General features: G+C 37.6%; 21 protein-coding genes. 4 read left to right on the top strand and 17 right to left on the bottom strand.

The window, feature by feature from the left end; genetic code table 11:
• Nucleotides 1-193: 193 nt before the first annotated feature.
• The 10 genes from AC1DEF_RS22515 to AC1DEF_RS22470 all read right to left on the bottom strand — a co-directional run bounded on the left by AC1DEF_RS22515 (nucleotide 194) and on the right by AC1DEF_RS22470 (nucleotide 16352).
• A complete protein-coding gene (locus AC1DEF_RS22515; RefSeq protein ID WP_477727550.1) occupies nucleotides 194-3772 on the bottom strand; it encodes a glycoside hydrolase family 32 protein in 3579 nt (1192 codons plus the stop codon).
• Between the two features lie 86 nt (nucleotides 3773-3858).
• Complete coding sequence (locus tag AC1DEF_RS22510) at nucleotides 3859-4686, bottom strand: mannose/fructose/sorbose PTS transporter subunit IID (RefSeq protein WP_013056298.1); 828 nt, start codon at nucleotides 4684-4686, stop codon at nucleotides 3859-3861.
• A gap of 26 nt (nucleotides 4687-4712) precedes the next feature.
• Nucleotides 4713-5519 (bottom strand): PTS mannose/fructose/sorbose transporter subunit IIC, encoded by an 807-nt coding sequence (locus AC1DEF_RS22505; RefSeq protein WP_043979122.1) that lies wholly within the window; start codon nucleotides 5517-5519, stop codon nucleotides 4713-4715.
• Nucleotides 5520-5531: 12 nt separating this feature from the next.
• Nucleotides 5532-6026: a PTS sugar transporter subunit IIB gene (locus AC1DEF_RS22500; protein ID WP_013056296.1), complete on the bottom strand. Its 495-nt coding sequence runs from the start codon at nucleotides 6024-6026 to the stop codon at nucleotides 5532-5534.
• On the bottom strand, nucleotides 6023-6463 hold the full coding sequence (locus AC1DEF_RS22495; protein ID WP_014460796.1) for a mannose/fructose/sorbose PTS transporter subunit IIA: 441 nt from the start codon (nucleotides 6461-6463) through the stop codon (nucleotides 6023-6025). The genes AC1DEF_RS22500 and AC1DEF_RS22495 overlap by 4 nt, the downstream gene beginning before the upstream one ends.
• A 254-nt stretch (nucleotides 6464-6717) precedes the next feature.
• The gene (locus AC1DEF_RS22490) at nucleotides 6718-9504 is read right to left on the bottom strand and encodes a sigma-54-dependent transcriptional regulator (protein ID WP_477727549.1); all 2787 of its coding nucleotides are present in this window, start codon (nucleotides 9502-9504) and stop codon (nucleotides 6718-6720) included.
• Between the two features lie 353 nt (nucleotides 9505-9857).
• Nucleotides 9858-11309, bottom strand: a complete 1452-nt coding sequence (locus tag AC1DEF_RS22485) for a glycoside hydrolase family 68 protein (protein ID WP_427076692.1) — start codon at nucleotides 11307-11309, stop codon at nucleotides 9858-9860.
• 588 nt (nucleotides 11310-11897) lie between these two features.
• Entirely contained in the window at nucleotides 11898-13358 is a 1461-nt protein-coding gene (locus tag AC1DEF_RS22480; protein ID WP_427076691.1) for a protein adenylyltransferase SelO, read from the bottom strand.
• A gap of 273 nt (nucleotides 13359-13631) precedes the next feature.
• The gene (locus tag AC1DEF_RS22475; RefSeq protein WP_427076690.1) at nucleotides 13632-15098 is read right to left on the bottom strand and encodes a glycoside hydrolase family 32 protein; all 1467 of its coding nucleotides are present in this window, start codon (nucleotides 15096-15098) and stop codon (nucleotides 13632-13634) included.
• Nucleotides 15099-15110: 12 nt separating this feature from the next.
• Nucleotides 15111-16352 (bottom strand): MFS transporter, encoded by a 1242-nt coding sequence (locus AC1DEF_RS22470; protein ID WP_043979132.1) that lies wholly within the window; start codon nucleotides 16350-16352, stop codon nucleotides 15111-15113.
• Nucleotides 16353-16679: 327 nt separating this feature from the next.
• On the opposite strand from AC1DEF_RS22470, the gene AC1DEF_RS22465 reads away from it, so the two are divergent.
• Together AC1DEF_RS22465 and AC1DEF_RS22460 are read left to right on the top strand one after the other, a co-directional pair.
• A complete protein-coding gene (locus tag AC1DEF_RS22465; protein WP_427076689.1) occupies nucleotides 16680-17663 on the top strand; it encodes a LacI family DNA-binding transcriptional regulator in 984 nt (327 codons plus the stop codon).
• Between the two features lie 90 nt (nucleotides 17664-17753).
• Nucleotides 17754-17963 carry an alpha/beta-type small acid-soluble spore protein gene (locus tag AC1DEF_RS22460; protein ID WP_013058452.1) on the top strand — a complete coding sequence of 70 codons (210 nt, stop codon included), beginning with the start codon at nucleotides 17754-17756 and terminating at the stop codon, nucleotides 17961-17963.
• Nucleotides 17964-18052: 89 nt separating this feature from the next.
• Here AC1DEF_RS22460 and AC1DEF_RS22455 read toward each other — a convergent pair whose 3' ends face one another.
• The 3 genes from AC1DEF_RS22455 to AC1DEF_RS22445 all read right to left on the bottom strand — a co-directional run bounded on the left by AC1DEF_RS22455 (nucleotide 18053) and on the right by AC1DEF_RS22445 (nucleotide 20172).
• Complete coding sequence (locus tag AC1DEF_RS22455; RefSeq protein WP_013056287.1) at nucleotides 18053-18253, bottom strand: hypothetical protein; 201 nt, start codon at nucleotides 18251-18253, stop codon at nucleotides 18053-18055.
• 156 nt (nucleotides 18254-18409) lie between these two features.
• Nucleotides 18410-18631 (bottom strand): hypothetical protein, encoded by a 222-nt coding sequence (locus tag AC1DEF_RS22450; protein WP_043979137.1) that lies wholly within the window; start codon nucleotides 18629-18631, stop codon nucleotides 18410-18412.
• 155 nt (nucleotides 18632-18786) lie between these two features.
• Nucleotides 18787-20172 carry an amino acid permease gene (locus tag AC1DEF_RS22445; protein WP_427076688.1) on the bottom strand — a complete coding sequence of 462 codons (1386 nt, stop codon included), beginning with the start codon at nucleotides 20170-20172 and terminating at the stop codon, nucleotides 18787-18789.
• A 461-nt stretch (nucleotides 20173-20633) separates the two neighbouring features.
• On the opposite strand from AC1DEF_RS22445, the gene AC1DEF_RS22440 reads away from it, so the two are divergent.
• Complete coding sequence (locus AC1DEF_RS22440) at nucleotides 20634-21365, top strand: ZIP family metal transporter (RefSeq protein WP_427076687.1); 732 nt, start codon at nucleotides 20634-20636, stop codon at nucleotides 21363-21365.
• A 96-nt stretch (nucleotides 21366-21461) separates the two neighbouring features.
• Here the strand turns inward: AC1DEF_RS22440 and AC1DEF_RS22435 are convergent, their stop codons facing one another.
• The 4 genes from AC1DEF_RS22435 to AC1DEF_RS22420 all read right to left on the bottom strand — a co-directional run bounded on the left by AC1DEF_RS22435 (nucleotide 21462) and on the right by AC1DEF_RS22420 (nucleotide 23957).
• The gene (locus tag AC1DEF_RS22435; RefSeq protein ID WP_028408120.1) at nucleotides 21462-21686 is read right to left on the bottom strand and encodes a hypothetical protein; all 225 of its coding nucleotides are present in this window, start codon (nucleotides 21684-21686) and stop codon (nucleotides 21462-21464) included.
• Between the two features lie 147 nt (nucleotides 21687-21833).
• Nucleotides 21834-23420 (bottom strand): type 1 glutamine amidotransferase family protein, encoded by a 1587-nt coding sequence (locus AC1DEF_RS22430; protein WP_097823858.1) that lies wholly within the window; start codon nucleotides 23418-23420, stop codon nucleotides 21834-21836.
• Nucleotides 23421-23601: 181 nt separating this feature from the next.
• On the bottom strand, nucleotides 23602-23748 hold the full coding sequence (locus tag AC1DEF_RS22425; protein ID WP_157842256.1) for a hypothetical protein: 147 nt from the start codon (nucleotides 23746-23748) through the stop codon (nucleotides 23602-23604).
• Between the two features lie 68 nt (nucleotides 23749-23816).
• Nucleotides 23817-23957 (bottom strand): hypothetical protein, encoded by a 141-nt coding sequence (locus tag AC1DEF_RS22420; protein ID WP_165575335.1) that lies wholly within the window; start codon nucleotides 23955-23957, stop codon nucleotides 23817-23819.
• A gap of 218 nt (nucleotides 23958-24175) precedes the next feature.
• Between AC1DEF_RS22420 and AC1DEF_RS22415 the strand changes: the two genes are divergently transcribed.
• Nucleotides 24176-25849 carry a ribonuclease J gene (locus AC1DEF_RS22415; RefSeq protein ID WP_427076686.1) on the top strand — a complete coding sequence of 558 codons (1674 nt, stop codon included), beginning with the start codon at nucleotides 24176-24178 and terminating at the stop codon, nucleotides 25847-25849.
• Nucleotides 25850-25946 lie beyond the last annotated feature (97 nt).

Here is a 25946-nt window from a genome sequence, read left to right as displayed (position 1 = left end):
TTTTTATGAGGATTTTTCAAAAGACCTTTTAAGAACTAAAATGTACGATTAATTAGACTAGTAAGATATTTATCATATGTCAAAATCCTCTTCATTAACCTATGAAATTCAAAAAAGCATGCTACTTTACCGCAGCATGCTTTTTTATGTTATATAAAAGCTCCCTCAAACAAGCAGAAGCTTTCACAATTCCTTAATCCACTGTTTCAAACTTCACTTCATTAAACAAACTAGTAGAATTCCACACATTCAACCCCGCATAGCCTTCTGAAAAGGTATGGTCCACTGCATCAATCACAAGCTTATCATCGAGATAAACTTGAATGTGTTCTCCTTCAGCCGTTACTTTCAAGCGATAATCCGTATTTGTCTTTAAATCCAGCTTTCCCCCATCATCGTAAATAATGAGATCCTTGCCTATTCCGTCTCTAAACGCAATGAGTTTTACTTGATTATTAAGCACATCTACATTCGCAGCGTAAGCGTTATTTGCCTGTTCATCCGAACGGAATACTAGCGCTCCTGCTCCTGTAGAATTTAAAACAGAATCGTCTAACACCTTTATCTTTGCCTCATATATAAAATTCTTTGCTTTTTCTGATGATAAAGCAAAGGCATCTTCTTTGCTTCGTCCTTGTTTTCCATTAACCGTATCGGCCCATAGTCCGCTAATGCTTTTCCACCCTGATAAGTTTGTCTCAACAGGACTTTTATTCCAAATAGATTTTAATGGATACATCTTCAGGGAATTCAATTTCACAGCTCCTCCTTTGCTATAAAGCCTTATTTTATTGCTTGAAAGCGTTGGAAAGAGCTGATCTGTTATTACTTCCGTGCCGTCATTGCCAAATACTTCTACAGATGACTGGTCTACAAACATATGAAGCTTAACCTTTCCGTCTTTTGGAAGCATGGAAGCAGAGTGTTTGCCTTTCACATTTTCACCAAAATCAAAATTTCCAGAGTTTGTTCGGTCAACAAATAATCGCTGCTTGTTTACGTTATAGCTGACTTTTGTATTTTCACTGCCTTCTTTTTGAATTTGAAAACCAAATTCTTGTGCATCTGTATTAGAAACATCGAATTCTGCCATAATTTCATATTTGTTTTCCTGTATGCCCGAAAGAAGATTTTTATTTTCAACGACCATCAGATTCTTCAACACCTTTTTTTCTTGCTTATTGCGAATTGAATCAATTGAAACAGGTATTTGTTTTAAACGAAGTCCTTTTGCTGTGTTGGTGAGTTCTATTTTTCTTGGAATCGACATAGAGCTTCTCCAAGTAGTAGTTGGGGTATTGTTTGCATATTGCCAGTTGCTCATCCAGCCTAGCCAATACTTTTCTCCGTTATCTCCTTCAACTCCGCTCCAATCTACAGCAGCATAAAAGTCGGCACCATAATCTGTCCAAAGCACTTCCTCTGGCGGGTTTTCATTTTTAAATGTTTTTCCGTCAAAATCACCAACAAAGTACTGCATACCTGAACCTCCAGCTGCCGCTCCATCATTGATGCTTACCTGCAGCACCCATTTTTTCTTTGTGCTGTCTCCATCAACCGGCAGTTCGAGTAAAGTAGGACACTCCCAAATCCCTCCGTTGCTTCCATGAGTTGATTTCACCCATTCTCCTGACACAGTATTCCAATCTGAAAGCTCTCCACTTTCCCTTTGTTTAACTTCCTCCGGTTCTTTTGCTACACTGTCTACTTTATCCGGCATTTTTTCTGTATTAAATACATTAACATCATCTAGATTAATATGCCCCCATCCGCCTACAGCTTGATCAACGGCTTTAATATACAATACTTCTCCTATATACTTAGAAGCATCCCATACGTAGCGCTGATACTTTTCATCTGCAAACTTTGTATTCGCTTGACGAATCAATTCTTTATCGTCAGAGGCCCTGACTAAGGAGACATAGCGGTTTGTGGGATCGTTTCCGCCTCCCATTAACAAATTGATTTCACCTGAGCCGCTCAATTTAAAATAAGATGAATGTAATTCTCCAGTGGCATTATCGCCATCTTGCTTATCGGAAAACCCCCATAAATGATACTTTCCTTTTTGTTCAAAGAGACCGCTCCAATTTGCGGTTGCATCCGTTACATGATCGTTTGTGAATGCATTTCCTTTTATCGTTTTCCAGCCGGTGAGATCGCCTGTTTCAAAACTTTTATTTTTAATTTCCTTTTCATCTGTATCAATAAACTTGGTCATGTTAACATCTTGAAACTGGACTGAAGATTGATGAACATGTAATCCAAACAATCCTTTTGAAAAAGTTTCATCTTTTGCAGTAAGGGTGAAGTTATCGTCTATATACAAATCAAGTTTATTTCCCGATGCAGTTACTTTTACTTGATGTGATTTGCTCGTATCAATTTTTTCGTTTGTTTCGGCAAGGACAGTTGAAATGCCATTTTGAAGCTTTACTAGTTTGATTGTATCTTTAGAAGCGTCCACGCTAGCTATATATCCGTTTTTGGCTTCCGCGTCTGCCCGAAAGAGTAGTGCACCTGAACCAGGATTTTCATCTAAAAATGTCATATTTGACTTAAAAATGAACTGATCTCCCTGTTCTTCACTCATAATATATCCATCGCTGTCAGATTTACCGATTTTTCCATCAGCAGTATCATTCCACGTTCCCGTAACAGGTTTCCAGTTAGATAGATTGGTTATAAAATTAGATTGATTCGTAAATTTAACATGACGAAAGACAGCTGTGGAATTCCATGCTGTTAATCCAAACTGACCATTTTCAAAAGATGCATCACTGCCTTCTAGAACTTGTTTTCCATTTAACAGTACCTTAAAGTAGTGACTGTTTGTTTCTACTTTTACATGATATGCTTGTGATGTATCAAGCCTCATCGACTTTGAAACAACGGCCGTTACGTTTCCTTTCTCTACTTTGTTAAGTGTTAAGAGGTTCTTTTCTGCATCTAAATTGACGGTATATGCGTTTGTTGCGTCTTTATTAGAACGAAAAACAAGACCGCCTGCGCCTGCGCGTCCATTCTTTTCTACAAGCGTAATTTCTCCCTCCAGAGTAAAGGATTGACCTTTTTGTTCGGATAAAGTATATGTGTAGGCACCACTTTGACCGTTTGCTTGGATGCCTCCATCAGGTCCAAACTCACTTGCGTATTTCCAATTTTTTAAGTCAGGTGATGTATAAAACATAATTTTATCTTTAGCAGCTAAAGACATCACCCACTGCTTGGTTTGGTCATGCCAAAACACTTTTGGGTCGCGCCAGTCTGGAACTGGGGGATTGGGCATAACAGGATTTCCTTCATACTTGGTCCACGTTCTTCCGCTGTCCTTGCTGTATGCTAGACTTTGCACTTGTCCTTTTCTGCCCGAGTGTGTAAAGATAGCTACCATTGCTTCTTTTCCAAACCCTGCGGTATTATTCCAATCGATAACGGCACTTCCGGAAAAAATCTCTCCGTTCTCATCTGGAGAAAGAGCAATCGGCAGGTGTTTCCATTTCACTAAATCTGTACTAACTGCATGCCCCCAGTGCATAGGTCCCCAAGTGGTACCGTAAGGATAATACTGATAAAAAAGGTGATACTCTCCGTTATAATAGACCATTCCATTTGGATCGTTCATCCAGTTCGCTTCTGGAGAAAAATGAAATTGATTCCGGTATTTTTCTTGATAATACCCTGTATTATCAGCTAATACAGGGCATGCAGAAAACAAGCTTATGGAACAAGCGACTCCAATCATCAATAACTTTTTAACGGTTCTTTTCATCTTCATTTCCTCCTTTATTTGCATACTGGTTATGTAAAACATTTTCACCAGCAGATGCTAGAAGAATAGATGACTCCTGTTATTTATCATCCTAAAAAGCCTATCCAATAACCCCCTATACCAATTAAGAAAATACCGAAAATAATAAGCAGCGGATTTGTACCTTTTCGAAGCATCCATGCTACTAATAAAGTTAGCGCTAAAGGAAGAAGCCCCGGTAGAATACTATCAAGTACATCTTGCACAGTTTTTACCACAACTTTACCAGAATCATCTTTGATCCTAGAAACAACCACTGGTATATTAATAGTAGTCCATTTCGAAACCAACGCTCCCATTACGAAGAGTCCTAAAATGGATGCACCTTCCGTCAGTTTTTGAATTCGATTCCCTACTAAATCTTTTAAAATTTCTGTTCCTTTTAAGTAGCCATATTTTAATCCATAATATTTTGTGCTTAATCGAATTGCATTAATTAAGATGAAAAACAGCAGTGGTCCGGCAATGTTACCGCCTAACGCAAGCGAGGCGCCTAGGGCTGCGAGAACTGGTCGAAGCGTTCCCCAGAAAATAGGGTCTCCTACACCAGCAAGTGGGCCCATTAATCCAATTTTCATTCCGCTGATAGCTTTTTCATCAAAATCTTTTTTGTTTGCCATTTCTTCTTCCATTGCTGCCGTGACGCCGAATATAGGTGCGGAAATCCATGGGTGTGTATTGAACCATTCTAAATGACGCTTTAATGCTGCATTTCGCTGAGCTCCTGGTCCATATAAGCGTTTGATTGCTGGAATCATAACATAACAGTAGCCCATTGCTTGAACACGCTCAAAGTTAAATGAACCGAGTAAAAAATTCGAACGAATGAACATGCTAAAGATATCTTTTTTCGTTAATCTTTTTTCATTTTCCATCTCTATCCCTCCCTTAAGTTCGCCGTTTAGGCATCTAAATCATCGTCATCATCATATACTTGTTCGCTCCCTGTAGCTGCGGGAACGCCTGCCGGCTGCATTTGATTTCGCTGCTGCATTACTTGCTGATAAAGAAGTGCTAAACAAAGACCCAGCGCTCCAAATCCTACCAGGTTAAACCCTGTAAATGCCGCCAATAAGAACCCGATATAGAAAAAGGGCTTTAAATGAGGAATGTTCATCATATTGATAACCATGGCATATCCTACGACCACGATAATGCCTCCTCCAATTTGCAGGCCTTTTGTAATAACTTCCGGAATATTTCCGAGGAAAGTTTGCACGGCGCTTACGCTGATTAATGTAACAATTAAAGTTGGAATCATAACGCGGAGAGCCTGAAAACCCATAGCAGTAATATGCATAATTTCAATTCCTTTAAAGTTTCCTTCTTCCGCGTACTTATCAGCTCGATGAATTAAAAATACTGTGATGGTACGAACAAAAATGGTGAGTACTTGCCCTGCAGCTGCTAAAGCTATGGCTACCGCAATGCCTTCACCAATCCCCTGACCAGCTGTGATAACTAAAATAGTTGAAATAACAGAAGCAATAGCCGTATCAGGTGCCATCGCCAATCCAACATTCATCCATCCAAGAGCCATTAACTCCAGTGTTCCACCTAAAATAATGCCGGTTTTTAAATCTCCAAGCACCAAGCCTACTAACGTGCAGGCAATGAGAGGACGATGGGATTGCCCTTCGTCCAACACGCTTGCGATGCCAGTTATTGCTGCAATGACTAATAATAAAATAATTTGTATGGAAGACATAAACTCATCTCCTTATTTGATTTTTGTTTCGTTTCTCAGTAGTTGAATAAAATTTTCACTAGAATCTGAAGGTAATTGGCGCAGCTCAAGCTTTACGCCTAGTTCCTGCAGTTTCTCAAAAGCATCGATATCTTTTTCGGTAACGCTTACAGATTTAGTGATTTGTTTTCGGTCATTAGCAAAACGCATGCCCCCTACGTTTACTGTCTCAATAGGTACGCCCGCTTGAACAAGAGCGACAATGTCTGCGGGGTTTTCAAACAGCAGCATGGCTGTTGTATCCTGATAGCGAGGGCTGTGAAATGCTTTTGTCATTTTAGAAATCGAGACAGCGCTCGCTTTTACATTCGAAGGAGCCACAGAAAGAATAAGCGTTTTTCGCATTTCATCCGCTGCCACCTCATCTGAAACAATGATAATTCGATCTGCTGCATTTGTTTTGATCCATCTTGTTAATACCTGCCCGTGAATAAAGCGGTCATCAATTCTTGCTAAAACGATTTTCATAATAATCCATCCTCTCCGATTTGGTTTGCTTGCTGGATTTTCTCCAAATGTTCACTGCACACTTGAAAACTTTCTTCATTCACCTGCTTTAATCTTCCTAGCATCTCTTTTAATGTAACGTGTTCCCTCATGGCTAACACTTCTAATAACATAGGCAAGTTAACTCCGGATACCATATCCGCTGTTTTATTTTTAAGGATATATGGAGTAGCCGCATTGTAGGGTGTACCTCCGAAAATATCTACTAAAAAAAGCACTTCATTTTCTAAAGGCATCTCCTCTAGTGCCTGCTTATATTTTTCTTCAAGGGTTTGGATACCCTCGCCTTTTAGAAAAGGTACGGCTACTACGTGATTCTCTTCACCAAATATCATTTTGGAAGACCCCTCTAACGCTGGCGCGAAATCACCATGTCCACTAATAATGACTGAAATCATGTACACTTGCTCCTCTCTTTTACGTTCTACACTTATTTATTGCAAGTATCGTGCCAACAAAGAGTATTAAGCGCTTTCATTTATTTTTCAATACCTTTTTCTGCGTTGTTGATACAGGTTCCTTAAAATAAACAAACCTGTATCAAAACGTCATGCGTTTTAATACAGGTTTTTCTGTTATTTAAAAAATGGGATAAAAAAAGAAACTAGTGGCATATAAATCAAACTAGTTTCTCAGAATTATAATATGATTTCTACATTTCATCCGCAAAAATGGTGGCAATAAATAATTTTTCATCTCTTGTTAAGGTAAGTTTCAGCTTTTTTTCGACGGCTTGTAATGTTTTTTCCGTTTTTTGATAAATGTTTTCTAACTGGTGAGTGATTTCTTCATCCTCGGGAAAAGTAAGAGGTTCATTTTTTATCATTCTTTCTAAAGCAAAGGCTGTATGCATCACAATTCGAATCATAACAGTGTTGCTTAATTCCATTTCTAACTCATCTTGTACATGACTTAACCATTCTAACAGAATTTCACTTATGAGGTACGGATTAATAAATAGAAGGTACTTTCGCAAGTTTTCTTCGCAAAGTTCACGTACCACAATATTCGCTTCGGTTTTCTCATCATCATAGCTTATCGTTTCTTTTGTAATTGCCTGTTGAAGTATTCGCTCTCCCTGCCCTTCAATGAGGACTTCTAATGATACATGAGGCGCATCAATCCTTGGATTTTTAGTACCTGCCGTTGCAACAATTTCATATTCTTTTTGAATTTCTCGAATGTTTGCTGCTAATTTAATAGAAGAAACGGTTAGAATTTTAATAGGTTCTTGAGATACTTTGCGTGAAATAATCGTTAAGATTTTTTCTAATTGTTTTGCTGTACCGCTTCCTGTTGTACAAATAGAAACAAGTGCTTTCTTTTTTCCAAACACGTGCTGCTGCTTATCTATAAATTCCATAAAGTCTTTTTGCACTGAATCAAATATGGCATATAAATTTAAATCTAAATAATTTACTTTTCTAACGGTGTCTAATACCATAGACGTCGTCACATTGCTGATGGTTTTAATTTTAGTCCCTGTTTTTTGTTCCAACTTGCTTTCTAACATGGCAAGCGAACCCATGTCCACGAGCATTAATACGCCTTCTCCTTCATCTACTTTCTTAATTCCTTGGATTAACCTGTCTACAATTTCAACCGGAGATACCGTCAAAGGCACATCAATAGCTATAATAGGAGTGCTTCCTAAAAGCTCCGTAGCAACTTCAACCATAGAAGTTGCCGTGCTGTTTCCATGGGCAGCAACTACAATCCCTACTCGTTTATTTTCTTCTAACGTTCGAATTGATTGAATAACCATTGTGAGATAAATGACTTCTATTTCTGGCACGCTAATGTTAAACCACTTTTCAATTCGATTTTTAAAAAGCAGTGCTACCGCATATTCTTTTGGATATGTTTCGCGAATTTCATCTATCTCTTTTGTATTTAATACGTCTACTTGTTTTTTTCGTTTTAAAAAGGATTCCATATGCATACTTAAAAAATGAATAAATCTACGATCAAATTTACAGTTCAATTCTTTTTCAGCCAACTGTTTTAATTCTTTTGTAAGCTGAATCACATCGTCTTCTACGAATTTCATTAAATTAGAGCTCTGGCCATTTTTTTGATTAAAAAAGCTTCGAACATTCAAATGAATGTCGGTAAGAATATACTGATTGATGTCTTCTTGAGATAAACCTTCTTTTGTTAAAACATCTACTTTTTCTTCTATTAACTGATATAAATTAAATGATACGTCTTCCTCCATTTTTATTTCTTGGCTCTCCATAGCCGGGGAGATAATCGTTTTAAGGTTTACATATTCAGAAATTTTTTTGCTACGCTCCATATTTTTACTATTTGAAATCCAATCTCGTTTAATATCGTCAGGCAGATCTCGCACTGTAAGTTCCACCATATGTTTACTATCAAGGTTATTTAAAAATCCGTGTGCGCAAACGAGCTGCACATTCGACTTTAACTGCCCTACATTTCCGAATTTTTCAGTGTGGATTAAAGCATTTAATACATCAATGTGAACACTTAGCTTTTTATTAATTCGTTTAGCCTCTTGTTCTAAAAGAAACGTGGTGAGGCGAATTTTTTCTTTTAAAGACCTCTCTTCTAATGAGGGAATATGGATAGTCATCGGAATTCTTCTTAAGAAAGTTTGCAGTAAGGCTGAACCGGGATTTTCAGTTGTAGCACAAATAATTAATACCTTAGACGTTCGCTTATGATCTGTTTCCCCTAGGCGATTGTACGTACCTTGATCAATGAGGTAAAAAAGCATTTCTTGGCCTTCGGGAGGAAGCCGGTGTACTTCATCCATAAAGAGAATCCCTTCATTTGCTTGTTCTACTAAACCTACTTTACTCTCAGTTGCTCCGGTGAAACTCCCTTGCTTATGACCAAATAACTGAGAAAGAAGTAATTGAGGATTATGGTAATAATCAGCGCAGTTAAAGGTAATGAACGGGGCATCTGTTTTTAGCCGCTCTGAATATAAGGCAAATTGATAGATTCGTTTTGCAAAAAGAGATTTTCCCGATCCCGTGGGACCTAATAGCAGCATATGTAATCCATTAGGCGGGTAAAGAACAGCAGCTTTTGCTTGAGAAATCGATTTTTTCAAACTTCCGGTAGCTCCAATCATTAATTCAAAAGGATTAGCAGGAAGAGCTTCTTCTTTTCCTCCATTAGATAGCTGCTCTAGTTTTTCTACTTCCATCTTATTCGTATCCCACTTTTGATGGCAAATGGTTTCAACAACCTCTAGCGGAACGTAGCGAACGGGGAACATTTTAATTTTGATTACTTTTTGCATGCGGACAAGTTTGTTAAGTTCAAGACTTACATTAGATCTCTCTAAATCTAACTGTCCAGCAATTTCAATCGCTGAGCTTCCTTGTTTATGTAAAAGTTCCACTTCTGTAAACTCTTGAAAATTACTCAACAGCTGATTGTATACCTTATCAATTCGTTTCATTAGAAGCACCTTCTTTATTTTCAGTTCACGATTGGAATTTTCTCTTTCAAAGAAATGATCATTCCCTACTACTACAAGCTATTTCATCTACAAGTACCCTCATGTCATACTAATCTATGAAAACGTTTCAAACCATTATATGTAAATATATTAAGTTAGTCAAACCTGCATGTCAACCGGTTTCATTCTTAAAGTTATAGTCTGTCTGAATGTTTCATTTTCTTTAAATAACTATCAATGTATACACTGCTTTTTTATTTTAATCAGCACTGCGTTTACAGCACATTTTTGATTAAATAATAAAACGAAAGAAAACAGCAGCAGTTACCGCCATCTTCTTTCGTTTTTAAAAATTATTTGTCCGTACTCAATTGCCCTTGTGGTAAAATACTGTTTTTCACAACAGCTGTTTTTGATCCTTTAATATTTAACAAGAAGCTAGGAGCAAAAGTAGAATGTTCCTCTGAATAGAAGCCTCTATTTGTCATGTAACTTGTGATTACGACATTGTCTCCTTTCACTTGTGGAACTGCAAAATGTGAATACGTAAACGTTTTGTCATTAGGATCGAGGTCCATATGTAAAACAAGTCCTGTATCATTTAGCGGCTTGTATTTTCCTGTCAGCGTATTTGATACGTACCCTAGCATATATACGTCATCTTGGCCGATACCATCAATAGTCATTTTAGATCCGCGAGAATCTGTGAATAAGTACCATTTCCCATCTTTTTTAAATACATTTGCGCGTTCAATTTCATCTGTCACCGTGTTTGAAGTAATCAGTGGATCCATTACTTTTTTCAAGGTATAATCGTTATTTAGTTCAACAATGCCTAATGCACCGTTTGCTAAAGAGGCTTTCTTTTTATTAGAGCTCTGAAGTAATTTCTCTTTTTCTGATTGGAAAAATGGATTATTTCCACCGTAGTAAGCTCGATTGTAAAGGGAATCTTCACCTTGATAACCATCTTCAGTTCCTGTGTTTGCTTCAAATACAAGGTATTTATGCCCTTTATCCTCTACATAGTGAGGATCTCTCAACGTATGATTATCTCCTGAACCATATGCGCCTTCGTCAATAAACTGCTGAATATTTTGATACTTTTTACCATCACCATCAAAAATGGATTTATGATCTTCAACACCTTCAATTTTTAACGTATCTCCACTTGGCTGGGATACATTTACTTGAGCCGTTGTTAAGGTTTGTTTTCCATAGTTTGTACCTGAAAAGTTAGTATAGAATAAGCGTATTTTTCCGTCTGATGTTAAAGTAGCAGATCCTGACCATTCTTGTGTTTGCTTTTTCAAATGAGCATCATTCGGTACAAACTTGTCACTGTCTTTGAACACTCTTCCTGCATTTTTCCAACTGTCAATCGAATCTTCACCGATTTTTTGATAAAACACATAAATAGATGTATCATCAGCATCTTTCGGATCACCTGCTAGTGCAAATACAACTTGGTAACCATGATAGTTGGCTACTGTTCCGTCAGCATTTTGCAGAGGCCAGCTGTCCCATACGTCTAAATCAATTAAATTGCCCGATTTATCGTACCCTTTTGCAGAGGCAATATTTTTGATTGTTGATTTATCAAAAGCTGGAACTTTAAACTGTTCGCTTTTTTGCTGCTGAGGAATTTTCAGCATGTTATCACGCGTAATATGGGAAACTCCATAATTATTGTTGGTATCTTTATGATTGCTTTCAGCAGCCCATGTTTGAGATCCAGCACCTACTAACAGAGCTGTAGCAAAAGATAAAGCTGTAGTTTGCTTTGCGATTTTCTTAATATTCATCTGTTTTTCTCCCTTTTGTATAATACCTTTTCTTGTGTCACTCACAAGCAATTCATTTTCTATGTATCGAGAAGTCATATCAATCTGGTGAAATAACAGAACCGGTTCCATTACCTTTCCAAGATTACTTGCATAATATTGAAAAGTCAAATAGGCAAAATGGAGTAATCATCTCATTTTTTCTCCCCTTATATTTTTCATTTGGTTATAAAGTCTTAAACCTTCAACTTTTTGATTAAATGGGCAAATTCATCATCATATTTAACCTGATATTTTTTATAAGCTCTTCTACAGCTGTTTAAGTAAGCCATTTTCAAAAAAATATCGTTAATGTATTTTTTGTGAAATAGTGGAATAATTTATTATATAATAGTTCCTATTGGCAATAATAAGAGACAAAAGAATTAGATAATTACTTTTCAATTTGATTCTTTTATCCTGTTAAATTTTATGTAGCTTTTCACGAGAAATCGCTATCATTTTAATGAATCAATAATACATTTTTCAGGAAATCAAAAAGAGCTCTTTATAAAGAGCTCTTTTTGACGTCATTTATGCTGTTTTTAAATAGCAGTTCTTATTTAAGAATCAAGTTCCGCAGTACGTTTGATAAGGCTGATTAGACGGAGCAGACGGTGTACAATACTCTGGCTGAACCGGAGATTCATATGGGCTGGAAAGCACTTCAAGAAGGGTTTCCATGACGCTGTAGTCTTCTTTTTGTGCTGCGTCTAACGCTTCTTCCACTCGGTGATTTCGAGGAATGACAGCCGGATTATTATTTTTCATAAGCTCTTGTGACTCCGCTTTAGATTGTTTTTGTCTACCTAATCTTTTCTGCCATAGCTCATGCCACTGTGCAAATTCTTTGCTTTCAAACAAGTCACTATTTTCTAGCTTATCGAAAGTTAATGCACGAAACGTATTTGTATAGTCAGCTTTATAGGTTTTCATTATTGTAAGAAGGTCTTGGAATAATGCTTCATCTTCTTTTTCTTCGTTAAAAAGCCCAAGTTTAGCCTGCATACCTGCCAGCCAGTTTTCCCGATAGAATTTTGGAAATTCGGTCACAGCGCTTTGCGCTATTTCAACTGCTTTTTCTATATCTTGATCCAATAGCGGTAATAAAGCCTCAGCAAACCTCGCAAGATTCCACCCTGTAATGCCTGGTTGATTTTGATAAGCGTAGCGCCCTTGTACATCAATTGAACTAAATACAGTTTCTGGATCATAGGTATCCATAAATGCACATGGTCCGTAATCAATTGTTTCTCCACTAATTGTCATATTATCCGTATTCATGACGCCGTGAATAAAACCAATAAGCTGCCATTTAGCAACTAGGGTAGCGTGACGCTTAATCACTTCTTGAAGCAATGATAAATATTTTTTTTCGTTCTTTTCTATGTGGGGAAAGTGACGTTCTAATGCATAGTCAGCTAAAGCTTGAAGGTTTTCGACCGTTCCCCATTTTGCAGCGAACTGAAATGTGCCAAAACGAAGGTGACTGGAAGCTGCACGCGTCAAAATCGCCCCCGGCAGTTCTTTTTCACGAACAATGGATTCACCTGTTGTTACGACTGCTAGGCTCCGAGTAGTCGGAATACCAAGAGCATGCATGGCTTCACTAATAATATACTCACGCAGCATAGGTCCTAGAGCTGCCCGGCCGTCTCCTCCTCGGGAATACGGTGTTCGGCCTGAGCCTTTAAGCTGAAGGTCTACTTTCTCACCCGAAGGCGTAACTTGCTCCCCTATCAGCATAGCCCGGCCGTCTCCTAGCATGTTAAAGTGGCCAAATTGATGCCCCCCATAAGCTTGTGCAAGCGGGAAAGCACCTTTTGGAAAACTGTTTCCAGCCAAAATGCTAACTCCTTCTGGGCTTTGCAGCTGTTCTTTTTGTAACCCTAGAGATGCGGCTAAAGAGTCGTTAAATTTAACTATTTTAGGTGAACTCACTGGATTAGGATCAAGAGGGGTAAAAAAGATGTTTGGTAACTCCGCATAGCTATTACGTAAATTCCATCCTGTTTCTTTTTGATTAGTCATCGTATCTCCTTTTCTTTTTGTGTCTTAAAACATAATTCTTTCTTTACTGATCTTTGTTTTATAAGCGCAGTAAGCCTTGCTCTACCCTGCTTTCTTTTGGGCGTCTTAGAGCAGGACAGTTTCTCTTTTATTTATTTTCTCTTTTACTATTATATCGTATTTGCTCGTACTTTTAATCTAAAGTGCCTTATCCATTTATATACCTCCGCTTTGTTGACGAGCTATTAAATGCTCAAAAAAGAAGAAGTATTAATATACTTCTTCCTCTGTATTTTACCCCCAAATATCTTTTAAATTCCAATACGTTAACTCTTTTACGATTACGTTTCCTCCTTCAGTAAATAATTCAATTCCGAGCCTGCTTTCTTTTGGATAAATACGGCTCGTCATGGTCGCTTGTCCTTCGTTTGCAAATACTTCAACGGAAGAACGGTCCACAAATATTCGTAAAGCTAGTGTCTCACCTGCTTGTAACGCTACTTTCCTCACCCCATCTTCTTTTCCCGAGTGAGTACAGTCAAGCAATAGCTTTTGCTCATTAAGGTTGTAACACATAAGCGTTTCTTCGTTGTTTATTCCACGAATTTTTATTCCTACCGATGAAGCTTGGCAGTCTGCTAAATCAAATACAGCTTGTATCTCTAGCAAGTCTTCATTTACTTCTACTACATAACTGTTAGAAAGAGCCTTATTGGTTAGCATATTATACCGAGTTTTCCGAAGTGATGTAAGCTCTTGGACGGGGTTCATTAACACTTTATCCCCTCTTAAAGTTAGTTCTCTCGGAAGCGTTAGCGCACCGCACCATCCATCCTCTTTCGTTGGCATATTAGCTTCCCACATGTCCATCCAGCCAATTGCAATTCGCCGCCCTTTATCATCTAAAAGCGTTTGAACAGCATAAAAATCGTGGCCGTAATCTAATTCAGTAAATGACCCATGATGAAATGTATTGGTTTCATAATTATATTCTCCAACTAAATATCCCGTTTGGAAAAGGTTGTGATAGGAATCACCTTTTGCTTCTATCCCTTGAGGAGAAATCATTAACACATGCTTTCCGTCTAACTCAAAGAAGTCTGGACACTCCCACATGTACCCTAGATCTCCATCGCTTTTAGCAAGGACACCAACATATTCCCATTTTCGTAAATTTGAAGATCGGTATAAGATAACACAGCCCTCTTGTTTCTTTGTTGAGTTTCCTAGAATCATATACCAGAAATCTTCGTGCTTCCATACTTTAGGATCCCGAAAATGATGAGAGCTATCTGCTGGCGGCTCAGCAATAACTGGGTTGGCCTCTGCTTTTTCAAAGGTAATGCCGTCTTTACTAACAGCTATATTTTGGTTTTGAAAAAAAGTATCCAGCTCTTTGTCTATATAATTATGTCCTGTATAAATTAGCGTAAGCTCTCCTTCGTTATCCACGGCACTTCCAGAAAAACATCCATCTTTATCAAATGGATCTCCAGGAGCTAAAGCAATCGGCAAGTGCTGCCAATGAACAAGATCTTTGCTTTTCACATGTCCCCAATGCATCGGTCCCCAGTTCTCGTCATAAGGATGATGTTGATAAAAAACATGATATTCTCCTTTATACTGAACCAACCCATTGGGATCATTAATCCAGTTCGCTGGCGCCATAATATGATACCCTAACCGATATTGATGATTCACCTTTTTCTCTGCTTCATTTAATGAATGTTGAGCTTGCTCGATTTTATTTACCGTTAACATCATCATATCCCCCTATATAATCTGCGTGTTTTCTTGTACATCTTTTCTTATAAATCTATGTTTTTTAGAGTTTAGTAGTGTAAACATTGAAATAACGTTAAATACCAAAACCATACCTCCCATAATTAAATAGGTACGGGAAAAACCTACGCTATCATATAATCCTCCCGCTATGGGTGAAAGAACTGAAGCACCTATTTGTGAAGCGAATTGGAATCCAACCAAATAAAGGATAGAAGATAGGCGCGTGTCAAAGTTAGCTGCCAAATATTTGAAGATGGCAATGAGCATAATAGGAAGTTCTAATGCATGAATAAGCTTCATCGAAGATATTCCAATTGGACCAACAACAAGCCCTGACCCAATAATACGAAATCCCATTAGAAACCCTGCTAAAATTAAACTATTTTTTGCACCGATCTTATTTACAATAAACGGTGCTGCGAACATCATTCCAGCTTCTAAAAATACTTGAAACGAATTTAAGTAGCCAAATACTTGGTTACCTATCGATTCAGTAGGAAACAAAGATGCATAATAGATAGGAAATTGCTGATCATATACCCCATATACGCATGTAACACCAACAACATAAATCATAAAAAACCAAAATTCCTTCAATAAAAATAAACTGCCTACATCTCTTAGCGTGACGGATTCAGCTTTTTCCATTTCATAACTGCTCATTTCTACTTTTACAGAAAAAATAATAGCCACTAGGATAACTGCTGAAACAGATGCCACCCAAAAATTAATGTGAGGATTAATATTAAACAATTGTCCTGCAAAAAACGTAGCTGCAGCCCAGCCTAATGACCCCCACATTCTAGATTTTCCGTACTCAAATTTATATTTCCGGCTGACTTTCTCTATGTATGTTTCAATCGCTCCGATGCCCGCCAAAAACGCTACTCCTAAATATAGGCCTCCAATAATAGCCCCTATCAACACATTGTATTGAAGCAAAGGTCCATAAACAAAAATATAAAATGGTCCTACAAACACTAAAAGACAGCTAATAAAAAATAAAACGTGTTTCTTTAAACCTATCCTGTCAGATATATATCCGTACAAAGGCTGCATACACAAAGCAAAGATAGCGTTTACAGAAAAGATTAAGCCTGTTGCTGATCCATTCAACTTAATCTCTTGCCCTAACCAGATAGAAAATAAAGAGTAGCTTGACGACCACGTAAAAAAGAAGAAGAAAAAATATGCACTCAGCTTCCAATATAAACTTTTTGAACTTTTCATTTTAGTTACCCCTTTAGCTTAAGATATAAAATCTTTTATCTAACAAAATGAAAGCACTTTCAATTTGATTTTATGTCAACCGGTTTCATATGTCAACCGGTTTCATATTTTATATTTAAAAAAAGATTGTATTAGGTGTAAAAGTGGGCTTTGTGGTATGTTTAAATTGTTTAATAAACCGTTTACAATCCTTACATAGATTTTTATCACTCAAAAGAAAACGTAACGACTGAAAGCTATTTGCTTGATTGCAATTTATTTTAAGGCTTTTACATGTCTGATATATACTATAAAAGCAATGTTTTGGAGAAATTAGGAGGAAACTAGATGAAAGCCAAGATTAGTGATGTAGCAAAAATTGCAGGTGTTTCACCGACTACCGTTTCTCGTGTATTAAATAACCGTGGTTACATAAGCAAAGAAACGCGAGAAAATGTTTATAAAGCAATGAAAGAAATTAATTATTTCCCAAATGATATTGCACGTTCATTATTTAATAAGCGAACAAATTTAATCGGTATGATTGTCCCGCAAACGAGCAACCCTTTTTTCGGAGAGTTAGCCTTTCACATTGAAAGTATATGTGCTTCTCTTAACTACAAAGTACTTCTTTGCAACAGTCTTAATCGAATTGATAAAGAAAAAAAATATGTAGAGATGCTTATCAGAAATCAGGTAGATGGTGTGATTGCCGTCACTTATAATAGAGGTATTTTTGATTCAGAAAGTCAAAGTCTTCCTGTGGTAGCAGTGGATCATTATTTATCAACAGATATTCCTACCGTATCTTCTGATAACTATGCTGGAGGAAAACAAGCCACGGAATTGCTCATTTCAAAAGGTTGTAAGCATATTATTCATATTAACGGCCCCCTTAAACTCGAAACTCCAGCTAACTTAAGAAGGAAAGCTTATGAAAACGTGATGAAAAAGTACGAAAAACAGCCTATCACGTATGAAATTTCAAATACCTTCGACCGCAACATCCAGAGAGAAACTATTTCTAAGGTTTTTGAAGAAAATCCGGAAGTAGATGGTATTTTTGCAAGTGATGACTTACTTGCAGCTTTAGTAGTTGCAGAAGCACAAAAAAGAGGAAAAAACATCCCAAGAGATTTAAAAATCGTGGGCTATGACGGAACGGAGGCCAGTCAGACTTTGTTACCTGGTCTAACTACAGTTCAACAGCCCATTGAATCGATTGCTCAAACAGCCATTGATATTTTACTAAAAGAAATTGAAGGAGAATTCACCAATATACCTCGTGAAATCTGCCTTCCCGTTAAGCTTCTAGAAGGACAAACAACGTAAAAATACATTTTTTATAAAATAAATATCAGTTTGTTGCATATTCTTCTTCCTTTATTCACACCTTAACGTTACAGAAAGGAGTTGAATACAATGGCAAACAACAAAAGCAGCAATAATAATGAATTATTAGTATACGGAGCTGAACAAGCAATCGATCAAATGAAATATGAAATCGCTAGCGAGTTCGGAGTAAATTTAGGAGCTGACACTACTGCACGTGCAAACGGATCAGTAGGCGGCGAAATCACAAAACGTCTTGTACAATTAGCTGAGCAACAACTTGGCGGCGGACGTTTCTAAGACAATTTCATACACACCATGACTTAAGGAAGAATGGATATCCATTCTTCCTTTTCATATATTTACTTTCCATTTTTATATAAAAATTATTATTCTTCCTCCTCTTTACTGACTGATTTTGTTTTTCCTTTCTTTAGTACAGCGCTGATTCCTAAACAACAGACGGCTGCTATCCATCCGGAGATGAGAAAATAAACGGAAGTATTTGCAAAGAGTGTGCCTATTAAAATAAACAGGCCTCCAAGAATAATAAAAAAGACGTGACCCTCACCATTTCTTTTCACCTTCATCACCTCTCCTTACCTATACAAACGAATGTTCAGATACAAAAGAAACTTCTTGATAAACAAGAAGTTTTCTTCGTGCGTTCCTTTTTTAATAAAAATTAAAGGTGTTTTCTTTTTATTTATTCAACGAAACCCCTCAATATTCTTCTCAATTACATGCTATTCAATAATTTCTGCGGTTTTATACTCTTTCATAAATACATCAATAACATCTCCTGCTTCTTCGTTCTCCTCCTCCATTTGAACGAGTATTTGGTTTTGTGCATTTACCGAAAGGATTCTGACATCCGACATTCGGTTTATGTCCAGCTGCAATTCCAAATCTCTAGCAACTTCATCAGCTTTTAGTGAATCTTTGATAATATATCTGTGGCTTCTCATAACATTCGCTCCTTTACGTTATATGAACGAATATAGTTTATCCAAACTATCAGCGCACAATAACATTTTTCTTGTATCTTTCATTTAAACAAAACAAAAAAACGGCTGAGAAAAGCCGTTTTTTTGTTTTGCTTTTCATTTATGAAAAAGCATAGTTATTTCTTTAGTTGACCGTTCTCTGTATCAGGTATCATGCGCTTATTTATTCCGAATGCGTAAAAACTGATGACAACAAGAGCGAGGAAAATAACCCCTACAATAAGTGAAATACGCGTTTCATCATTAAACCACATGCCTACAAGCACCATAAGTAAAAAAGCAATAGTTATATAGTTTGTTACAGGCGCAAAAGGCATTTTGAAAGGATGACTGTCCATTTCAGCCCCTTTAGCTTTACGGAAACGAATTTGGCTGATAAGAATAATGAACCAAGGAATCATTCCTGGAAGCACGCTAGCGCTGTATACATAAACAAATACATTCGGTGGAGCGATGTAGTTTAAAATAACTCCAATTACTAACCCAATCATAACAGCGAGTGTGCTGTAAATCGGAACACCGTTACGAGAAATTTTTGTGAAGAATTTAGGTGCTTGACCGTTTACACCAAGCGTATAAAGCATGCGTCCTGCACTAAAAATTCCGCTGTTACAGCCTGACATCGCTGCTGTAATAACTACAAAGTTAATGATACCTGCAGCTGCTGTAACGCCAACTTTAGCAAATGTAGATACGAACGGACTTCCCAAGGAATCCAACTCATTCCACGGATATACCGTCACGATGACAAAAATTGCTCCAATATAAAAAATTAAAATTCGCCAGATGATGCTTTGAATTGCGCTTGTTAACGTTTTTTTAGGATCCTTTGCTTCACCAGCTGTAATACCAATTAGCTCGACTCCTTGATAAGCTGCAATAACAAGAGATAGCGCAAAGAAAAAGCCTGACCATCCGCCTGCAAAGAAACCGCCGTGTGCCCAAAGGTTTGATATCCCAATTGCGTCTCCGCCATTTCCAAATCCAAAGAAAATCAACCCAAGTCCTGCGATAATCATTAAAATAATTGTTACAATCTTAATCATCGCAAACCAAAATTCAAACTCTCCAAATGATTTTACTGAAATTAAGTTTGCTGTGCCTAAAATCAACATGGCGATAATACCAGGCACCCAAGCTGGTAAATGTGGGAACCAATAATGCATATATGCTCCTACCGCTATAATTTCAGACATCCCTACGATTACAAATTGAAACCAGTTGCTCCACGCAGCCATATAACCTGCCAATGGATGAATATATTTGTGGCCAAATGTAGCGAATGAACCTGTGCTTGGTTCCATGTACAGCATTTCGCCCATGGCACGCATAATAAAGAAAATAAACATTCCGCAGATTGCGTAAGCAAGCAATACCGATGGACCTGTCCATTGGATGGTGCTTGCTGATCCCATAAATAATCCAACGCCAATTGTTCCGCCTAGCGCGATCATTTGAATGTGACGGGATTCTAGGCCTCTTTTTAGCTCTTTGTCTGCCATTCCATTTCCTCCTCCTAAACTTGTTATAGCTCTGTTAGGAAAGATACTTTTTGTGTCTGATGGAACAGCTATCGTTTTTAAAACCTTCCATTTTTACCTAGTACCTTTACAACTAAACTACTTTTTCTATTTTTAGCTATCCGACTGTATAATTACTTATTTTATAATAATAAATTTCCCTCAGAAATACAATTGTTTTTTTCAGAAAAACACTCAATTAAACCTTTAACCTTTATTAAATCAATCATTTGAGTGAAATAGTTTTTTATTTCAGTATAATTTAAATTTTATGAACATTCAAAATAAATATAGACGCAGGGTACGGGAACACTCTATTTCTTAAGGCTAACGAAATGAAACCACTACTTAATCGAAAAAATTCCTTTCTTCTCCTTTTACGTTTCTTCTTTCTCTTCTTAGGGAAAGTATCCATAGAAAATAGAGATGAGGAGGGATTTTTCATGTGGCAAGCTGCGATGTGGGGCGGAATTTCAGGATCAGCTGTCCTTCTTGGTGCTTTGGCAGCAGTTTTTTTGCCTATCGGCAAAAAGATAATTGGTTATATTATGGCTTTTGGGACAGGTGTATTAATCGGAGCATCTACCTATGAGCTGCTTGGAGACTCGGTTCATAACGGCGGGTTAAAAGCTACTTCTCTTGGTTTTCTTGCCGGGGCTGTCGTTTTTACTTTTTTAGACTATCTAATTTCACGTCAAGGAGCGAGTAAAAGAAAGAGGTCTACCAAACAAATGGCTGCGAGTAGTTCTGGAATTGCTATATTTATAGGAACCGTAATGGATGCCATCCCAGAGTCCATTATGATTGGGGCTAGCTTAATTGAAAATGCAACCGTTAGCTGGCTTCTTGTTATCGCTATTTTTATAAGTAATATTCCTGAAGGACTGTCCAGTACGACCGGTCTAGTAAAAAGCAGATTCTCTAAAAAGAAAATTTTTTTACTATGGGCAGCTGTTTTGTTCATTTCAGCTTTTAGCTCATGGACAGGTTTTGTTTTTTTAGACCATGCATCTGAGACACTTATGGCTGCTATTGCTGCTTTTGCCGGCGGTGGTATCATTGCTATGGTAGGTTCTACAATGATGCCAGAGGCCTATGAAGAAGGAGGTTCTATTACGGGATTAATTGCTGCACTTGGATTACTTGCTTCGCTGATATTAGATCATTTTTCTTAATTGTCTTCATACTATTTCTATCGTTTCCAAGTAGAAAGCACAAAGCCTTCTACTTGGAGACGTGTTTCCTTATCACATTATTATGAATGTGTCTTCTTAATAAGTAAAATCGTAGTTTTCTTTTATTTCCCGAGTAAAAGCTTTCCAATCCGTAGCTTCAAATTCTGCATTGCGTGCTTTTAACTCTTTTTCCATTCCTTGAATCTCTTGAACAGCTTCTATAGTTCTTTCACTTCCTGGTCCTACTCTCCAAATTAAGTTTTTGTATTCTTTAATCTTATCCATTAGATAACCCGTCTCTAATTCTTTATATTTAGACATATTAGCTGACTCCTTTTACTTCATTCTTTCTTCTAAGATATCATATTTCTCCTTTATGGATAAGCCTCTCGTCTGACGCTTCTTTAACGCTCAAAGATAGAGAATACAACAATAAAAAAGCAAGCACAAGTGCTTGCTTCCGCCTTATTAAGGCAATGGTTCAACCGCTACGTTCCCTACCGTCACAGCTTCTGTATATGCATTCGTACCGCTTTGGCGTAAGCGAAGATTGGCACTCCCCACTGCGCTTGGATTTAATTGGACATTCAAAACCTTTTCTCCATTTCCAGATGCGTCTGTTGTAATTGAAAAATTGCTGCTGTATCCATACGATGACGGCCAGCTTCCATCTGCGTTTTGAACTTTAGCAATTTGAGTTCCCGATCCGTTATATGCACCTAGATTAAACGTGCTGTACGTAGTGTTAGCTGAAAGCCCGCTTACCTTTACGCGTATTTGGAATATGCCGCTCGTTGGTAAAATGGCTTGATGTTCCAACACGTAAGCACTAGCAGCTGGGGGCTGTGTGGTTCCACCTTTATAACCATATGAACCAGATGCAAAAGTTGACGTATCGTACCATTTATAGCCTGCTGTAGGTGCTGACCATGGCTCTGGCTGAGGCTCAGTGGACTGACTTGGCGTTTCCGACGAAAGTAATGCTGTAGCCTGATCTAATTGAAGTCCTGAGACTTGATTCAAAGAGGTATAGCTTTCTTGCTTCGCTAACCAGTTGACCATATTTACAAGCAGTGTAGAATCGTCTTGTTCCTTAAATCCGTCATATGTGGTTTTAGAAGATCCTGTATCTTCTCGTTTATATTTTGGTGTAGCATCTTCAACCGGTGAAGAATCCCCAATAAAAGCAGCTTTACCTGTCCCTACTTTTGAAACAGCAGCAAAAGGTCCTTCGGCTCTTCCTCCTCCATTGTACACTCCTTGATCTACAGCATTTGACCATTTTGTCGTTGTCTTAGGAAGATACACAATTCCTTTTGCTTTGTTTGGGTCCGTAATAGCAACCGTAGAACCTGCATGCATAGCAACGGTGGAAACACCTAGCGTAATACCGAATGCCTGAGAAGGAGCTACAATATCATTGGCTGTCACATCACCAATGGCATTATAGCGAAAGCGAACACCAAAGTTACTCGCTAACCAATCAGAGCTTGTTACGTTTTGCATTGCATCGGAGGTTGTTTCTTCCGTTGTCATGCCTTTTGCGGGGTTTGTCCATGCTCCGCGACGGTATCCGTTAAAAACTTCTGAAGAGTCCCACCGGTTTTTGTTTCGGTCTGCATTGTAATGATCAGCAATAAAAAAGACGCTTCCCCCGTTCTGAACATATTGTAAAAGGGCGGCTTGTTCAGAAGATTTATACGGAATATTCGCTTCTGGCACAACAAACACGCTATAGCCACTGAGGTCACTGTATGTAATCGGCGTAGATTTTCGCAGCTCTTTTACATCAAACCCACTACCTGCCAGTCCTTTCCCAAAATCAGAAAAACCTCCGTCAATAACCCAATCTGCTGTACCCGCAGTTTGACCATGCGTATTATCAAACAAGATTTTTTTACCGTTATTTTCATTTACGACAGAGGCTTTAATTTCTGGTGCAGGGTCAGCAGCGCTTTCTGCTGATGCTGAATGAGTGGTAAAAGGCAGTGAGATAGATAAAGCTGTACACATTGTTAAAACGGCATAACCTACGCGATTATATTTTTTTCGCATATAAAATGCTCCTCTCAAATTTTTGCAATGCTTGTCTTTTCAAGAGGATTATAGCAGGTTCATTTATGATTTTTTTAAATTTATTGTAAATAATATATATTTTTTCAAAAAAGGTTCTTTATACCTTATATTTGTCGATAGGAGCCCTTTGAAATATGCCCATGATTATATGTAAAATTTGTTAACGATAACGACTTGAATATTCAAGAATACTGCGCAGCATTTGACGTGTACTTTTTGATTCGTTCGCGCGTTCTTTATATTCAAGAGGACGACTAGGAGTTGACATATTTTCTTCTTTATATTGAGAACTTTTGTTTTCTGACACGTTTTTTCACTTCCCTATCTCTATTTTATCAAGAGCAGCTCAAAGCTGCTCTTTTGGTTGTCATTCTTTTATTTGCTAGGACGGCTTACTTTTGCTTTTTGAAGCTCATCTGTATGAATATCGTTTGATAAAATACTTTTATTCACATTATCGACAGCAGCTTCACTGCTGCTGAATCCTTGGTTTTTGCTTTTATTTTGTTTACTCACTCCATCCACCTCCACGTGTAACGTCTATATTTTATGGAGTTATAAAAAGAAAATAAGAGGTAGTATTAGGAAAATGACCTTCTTTTCTTTTTGCTTGTATTCCTCCTATTTAAATAAAAATAAAATCTCCATATTTAACAGAATGCACCAGAAATAAATGTTCATACTAAGAGTAGAAATTCTGCATATTCATTTTGAAAATATAGGAGGAAATAAGCGTGAGTACAAATAGCAATACACTATCCATTTTTGCTTTAGGCGGCATTAATGAAATAGGAAAAAATATGTATGCCGTTCAATATGACGATGACATCATTGTGATTGACTGCGGGTCTAAATTTCCTGATGAAAGTTTATTAGGAATTGATTTGATCATACCTGATATTACATACTTACAAGAGAATCGAGAAAAAGTTCGCGCACTGGTTGTGACTCATGGTCATGAAGACCATATTGGAGGTATTCCTTATCTTTTAAAACAGTTAAATCTCCCTATTTATGCAACAAGCCTTACCCTTGGATTAATTGATATTAAACTTCAAGAGCATCAATTATCTGCTGAGACGGAGCTTATTGAAATCAACGAAGAGTCCGAAATTATATTAGGCAATATTCCGCTTTCGTTTTTTAAAACGAATCACAGCATTCCAGATTGTCTCGGCATTGTCTTTCATACCCCTGAAGGAGCTGTTGTGCATACGGGAGATTTTAAGTTTGATTTAACTCCTGTTAACAACCAATATCCAGATCTTCATAAAATGGCGAAAATCGGCAGTGAAGGTGTACTGGCTTTAATATCCGAAAGCACAAATGCTGAACGCCCTGGATTTACGCCTTCAGAAAAGCTAGTTGGCAAACATGTAGAAGAAGCTTTTCGTAAAGCAAAGCGAAAAGTGATTATTTCTACTTTCGCCTCCAACGTTAACCGCGTACAGCAAATTGTAGATGCAGCGATTAAAACGAATAGAAAGCTTGCGCTTCTTGGAAGAAGCATGGTTAACGTTGTATCAGTTGCGTTAGAGAAAGGGTATTTAACTATTCCTGAAGGGATGCTAATTGAACCTTATGAAGTACATTCACTTGCGCCTGAACAAGTCGCTATTCTCTGCACTGGAAGCCAAGGCGAGCCGATGGCCGCTCTATCTAGATTAGCCAGTGGAAATCACCGACAAGTAGAAATTCTTCCTGAAGACACGGTTATTTTATCAGCAGGGCCTATTCCTGGCAATGAACGTAATATCTCTCGTATTGTCGACAGTCTTTTCACACTCGGGGCTCATGTGATTTACGGTTCAGGAAGCGCAACAGGTATGCACGTATCAGGACATGGCTATCAAGAAGAGCTAAAATTAATGGCTACATTGATGAAGCCAAAGTATTTTATTCCCATTCACGGCGAGTTTCGAATGCTTCATCACCACAGCTTATTAGCAGAATCCGTCGGGGTGGAAAAAGAGAACATTTTCATTATAAATAACGGTGATATTGTTGATATCAAGGGCGGAACAGCTGTTCAAACAAGAAAAATCCCTGCAGGCAATGTATATGTAGATGGGTTTGGCATTGGGGATGTTGGAAACGCGGTTTTACGTGACCGCAAACAGCTTTCAGAAGATGGTATGCTGGTTATTGTTATTACTCTGAATAAGGCGGAAGGGAAAATTGTGTCTGGTCCAGATACCATTTCACGAGGATTTGTTTATACAAGAGACTCAGAGCAGTTATTAAAAGATGTTAACCGACAAGTGACTAAAATTGTAAACCAATTACAAAAAGCTCATGTTCACCAATGGAGCATTATGAAAAAAGAAATCAAGACAACGCTTGGCCAATTTTTATATAACCAAACCAAAAGAAGACCTATGATCCTTCCTGTCATTATTGAAGTTTGATTACTCCACTAAAAAACTGCCTTAGTCCCCACTAAGGCAGTTTTTGCTTTATAAATCCGAAGCTTAACCTAAAGTTAGAAGTGGCCTTCTGTAGTTT

The sequence above is a fragment of the Priestia sp. 10L35 genome (genome assembly GCF_056395685.1).
Note: the sequence above shows the minus strand (reverse complement) of the source record. Positions and strands in the feature narration are given on the sequence as shown.

Bases quoted from the DNA above. Each gene is read 5' to 3' on its own strand.
- AC1DEF_RS22515 (WP_477727550.1), bottom strand. From the start codon at position 3,772: ATGAAAAGAACCGTTAAAAAGTTATTGATGATTGGAGTCGCTTGTTCC.
- AC1DEF_RS22490 (WP_477727549.1), bottom strand. From the start codon at position 9,504: ATGAAACGAATTGATAAGGTATACAATCAGCTGTTGAGTAATTTTCAA.
- AC1DEF_RS22455 (WP_013056287.1), bottom strand. From the start codon at position 18,253: ATGAAGGTGAAAAGAAATGGTGAGGGTCACGTCTTTTTTATTATTCTT.
- AC1DEF_RS22505 (WP_043979122.1), bottom strand. From the start codon at position 5,519: ATGTCTTCCATACAAATTATTTTATTATTAGTCATTGCAGCAATAACT.
- AC1DEF_RS22495 (WP_014460796.1), bottom strand. From the start codon at position 6,463: ATGATTTCAGTCATTATTAGTGGACATGGTGATTTCGCGCCAGCGTTA.
- AC1DEF_RS22485 (WP_427076692.1), bottom strand. From the start codon at position 11,309: ATGAATATTAAGAAAATCGCAAAGCAAACTACAGCTTTATCTTTTGCT.
- AC1DEF_RS22460 (WP_013058452.1), top strand. From the start codon at position 17,754: ATGGCAAACAACAAAAGCAGCAATAATAATGAATTATTAGTATACGGA.
- AC1DEF_RS22435 (WP_028408120.1), bottom strand. From the start codon at position 21,686: ATGTCTAAATATAAAGAATTAGAGACGGGTTATCTAATGGATAAGATT.
- AC1DEF_RS22480 (WP_427076691.1), bottom strand. From the start codon at position 13,358: ATGACTAATCAAAAAGAAACAGGATGGAATTTACGTAATAGCTATGCG.
- AC1DEF_RS22510 (WP_013056298.1), bottom strand. From the start codon at position 4,686: ATGGAAAATGAAAAAAGATTAACGAAAAAAGATATCTTTAGCATGTTC.
- AC1DEF_RS22445 (WP_427076688.1), bottom strand. From the start codon at position 20,172: ATGGCAGACAAAGAGCTAAAAAGAGGCCTAGAATCCCGTCACATTCAA.
- AC1DEF_RS22430 (WP_097823858.1), bottom strand. From the start codon at position 23,420: ATGCGAAAAAAATATAATCGCGTAGGTTATGCCGTTTTAACAATGTGT.
- AC1DEF_RS22470 (WP_043979132.1), bottom strand. From the start codon at position 16,352: ATGAAAAGTTCAAAAAGTTTATATTGGAAGCTGAGTGCATATTTTTTC.
- AC1DEF_RS22465 (WP_427076689.1), top strand. From the start codon at position 16,680: ATGAAAGCCAAGATTAGTGATGTAGCAAAAATTGCAGGTGTTTCACCG.
- AC1DEF_RS22450 (WP_043979137.1), bottom strand. From the start codon at position 18,631: ATGAGAAGCCACAGATATATTATCAAAGATTCACTAAAAGCTGATGAA.
- AC1DEF_RS22500 (WP_013056296.1), bottom strand. From the start codon at position 6,026: ATGAAAATCGTTTTAGCAAGAATTGATGACCGCTTTATTCACGGGCAG.
- AC1DEF_RS22440 (WP_427076687.1), top strand. From the start codon at position 20,634: ATGTGGCAAGCTGCGATGTGGGGCGGAATTTCAGGATCAGCTGTCCTT.
- AC1DEF_RS22475 (WP_427076690.1), bottom strand. From the start codon at position 15,098: ATGTTAACGGTAAATAAAATCGAGCAAGCTCAACATTCATTAAATGAA.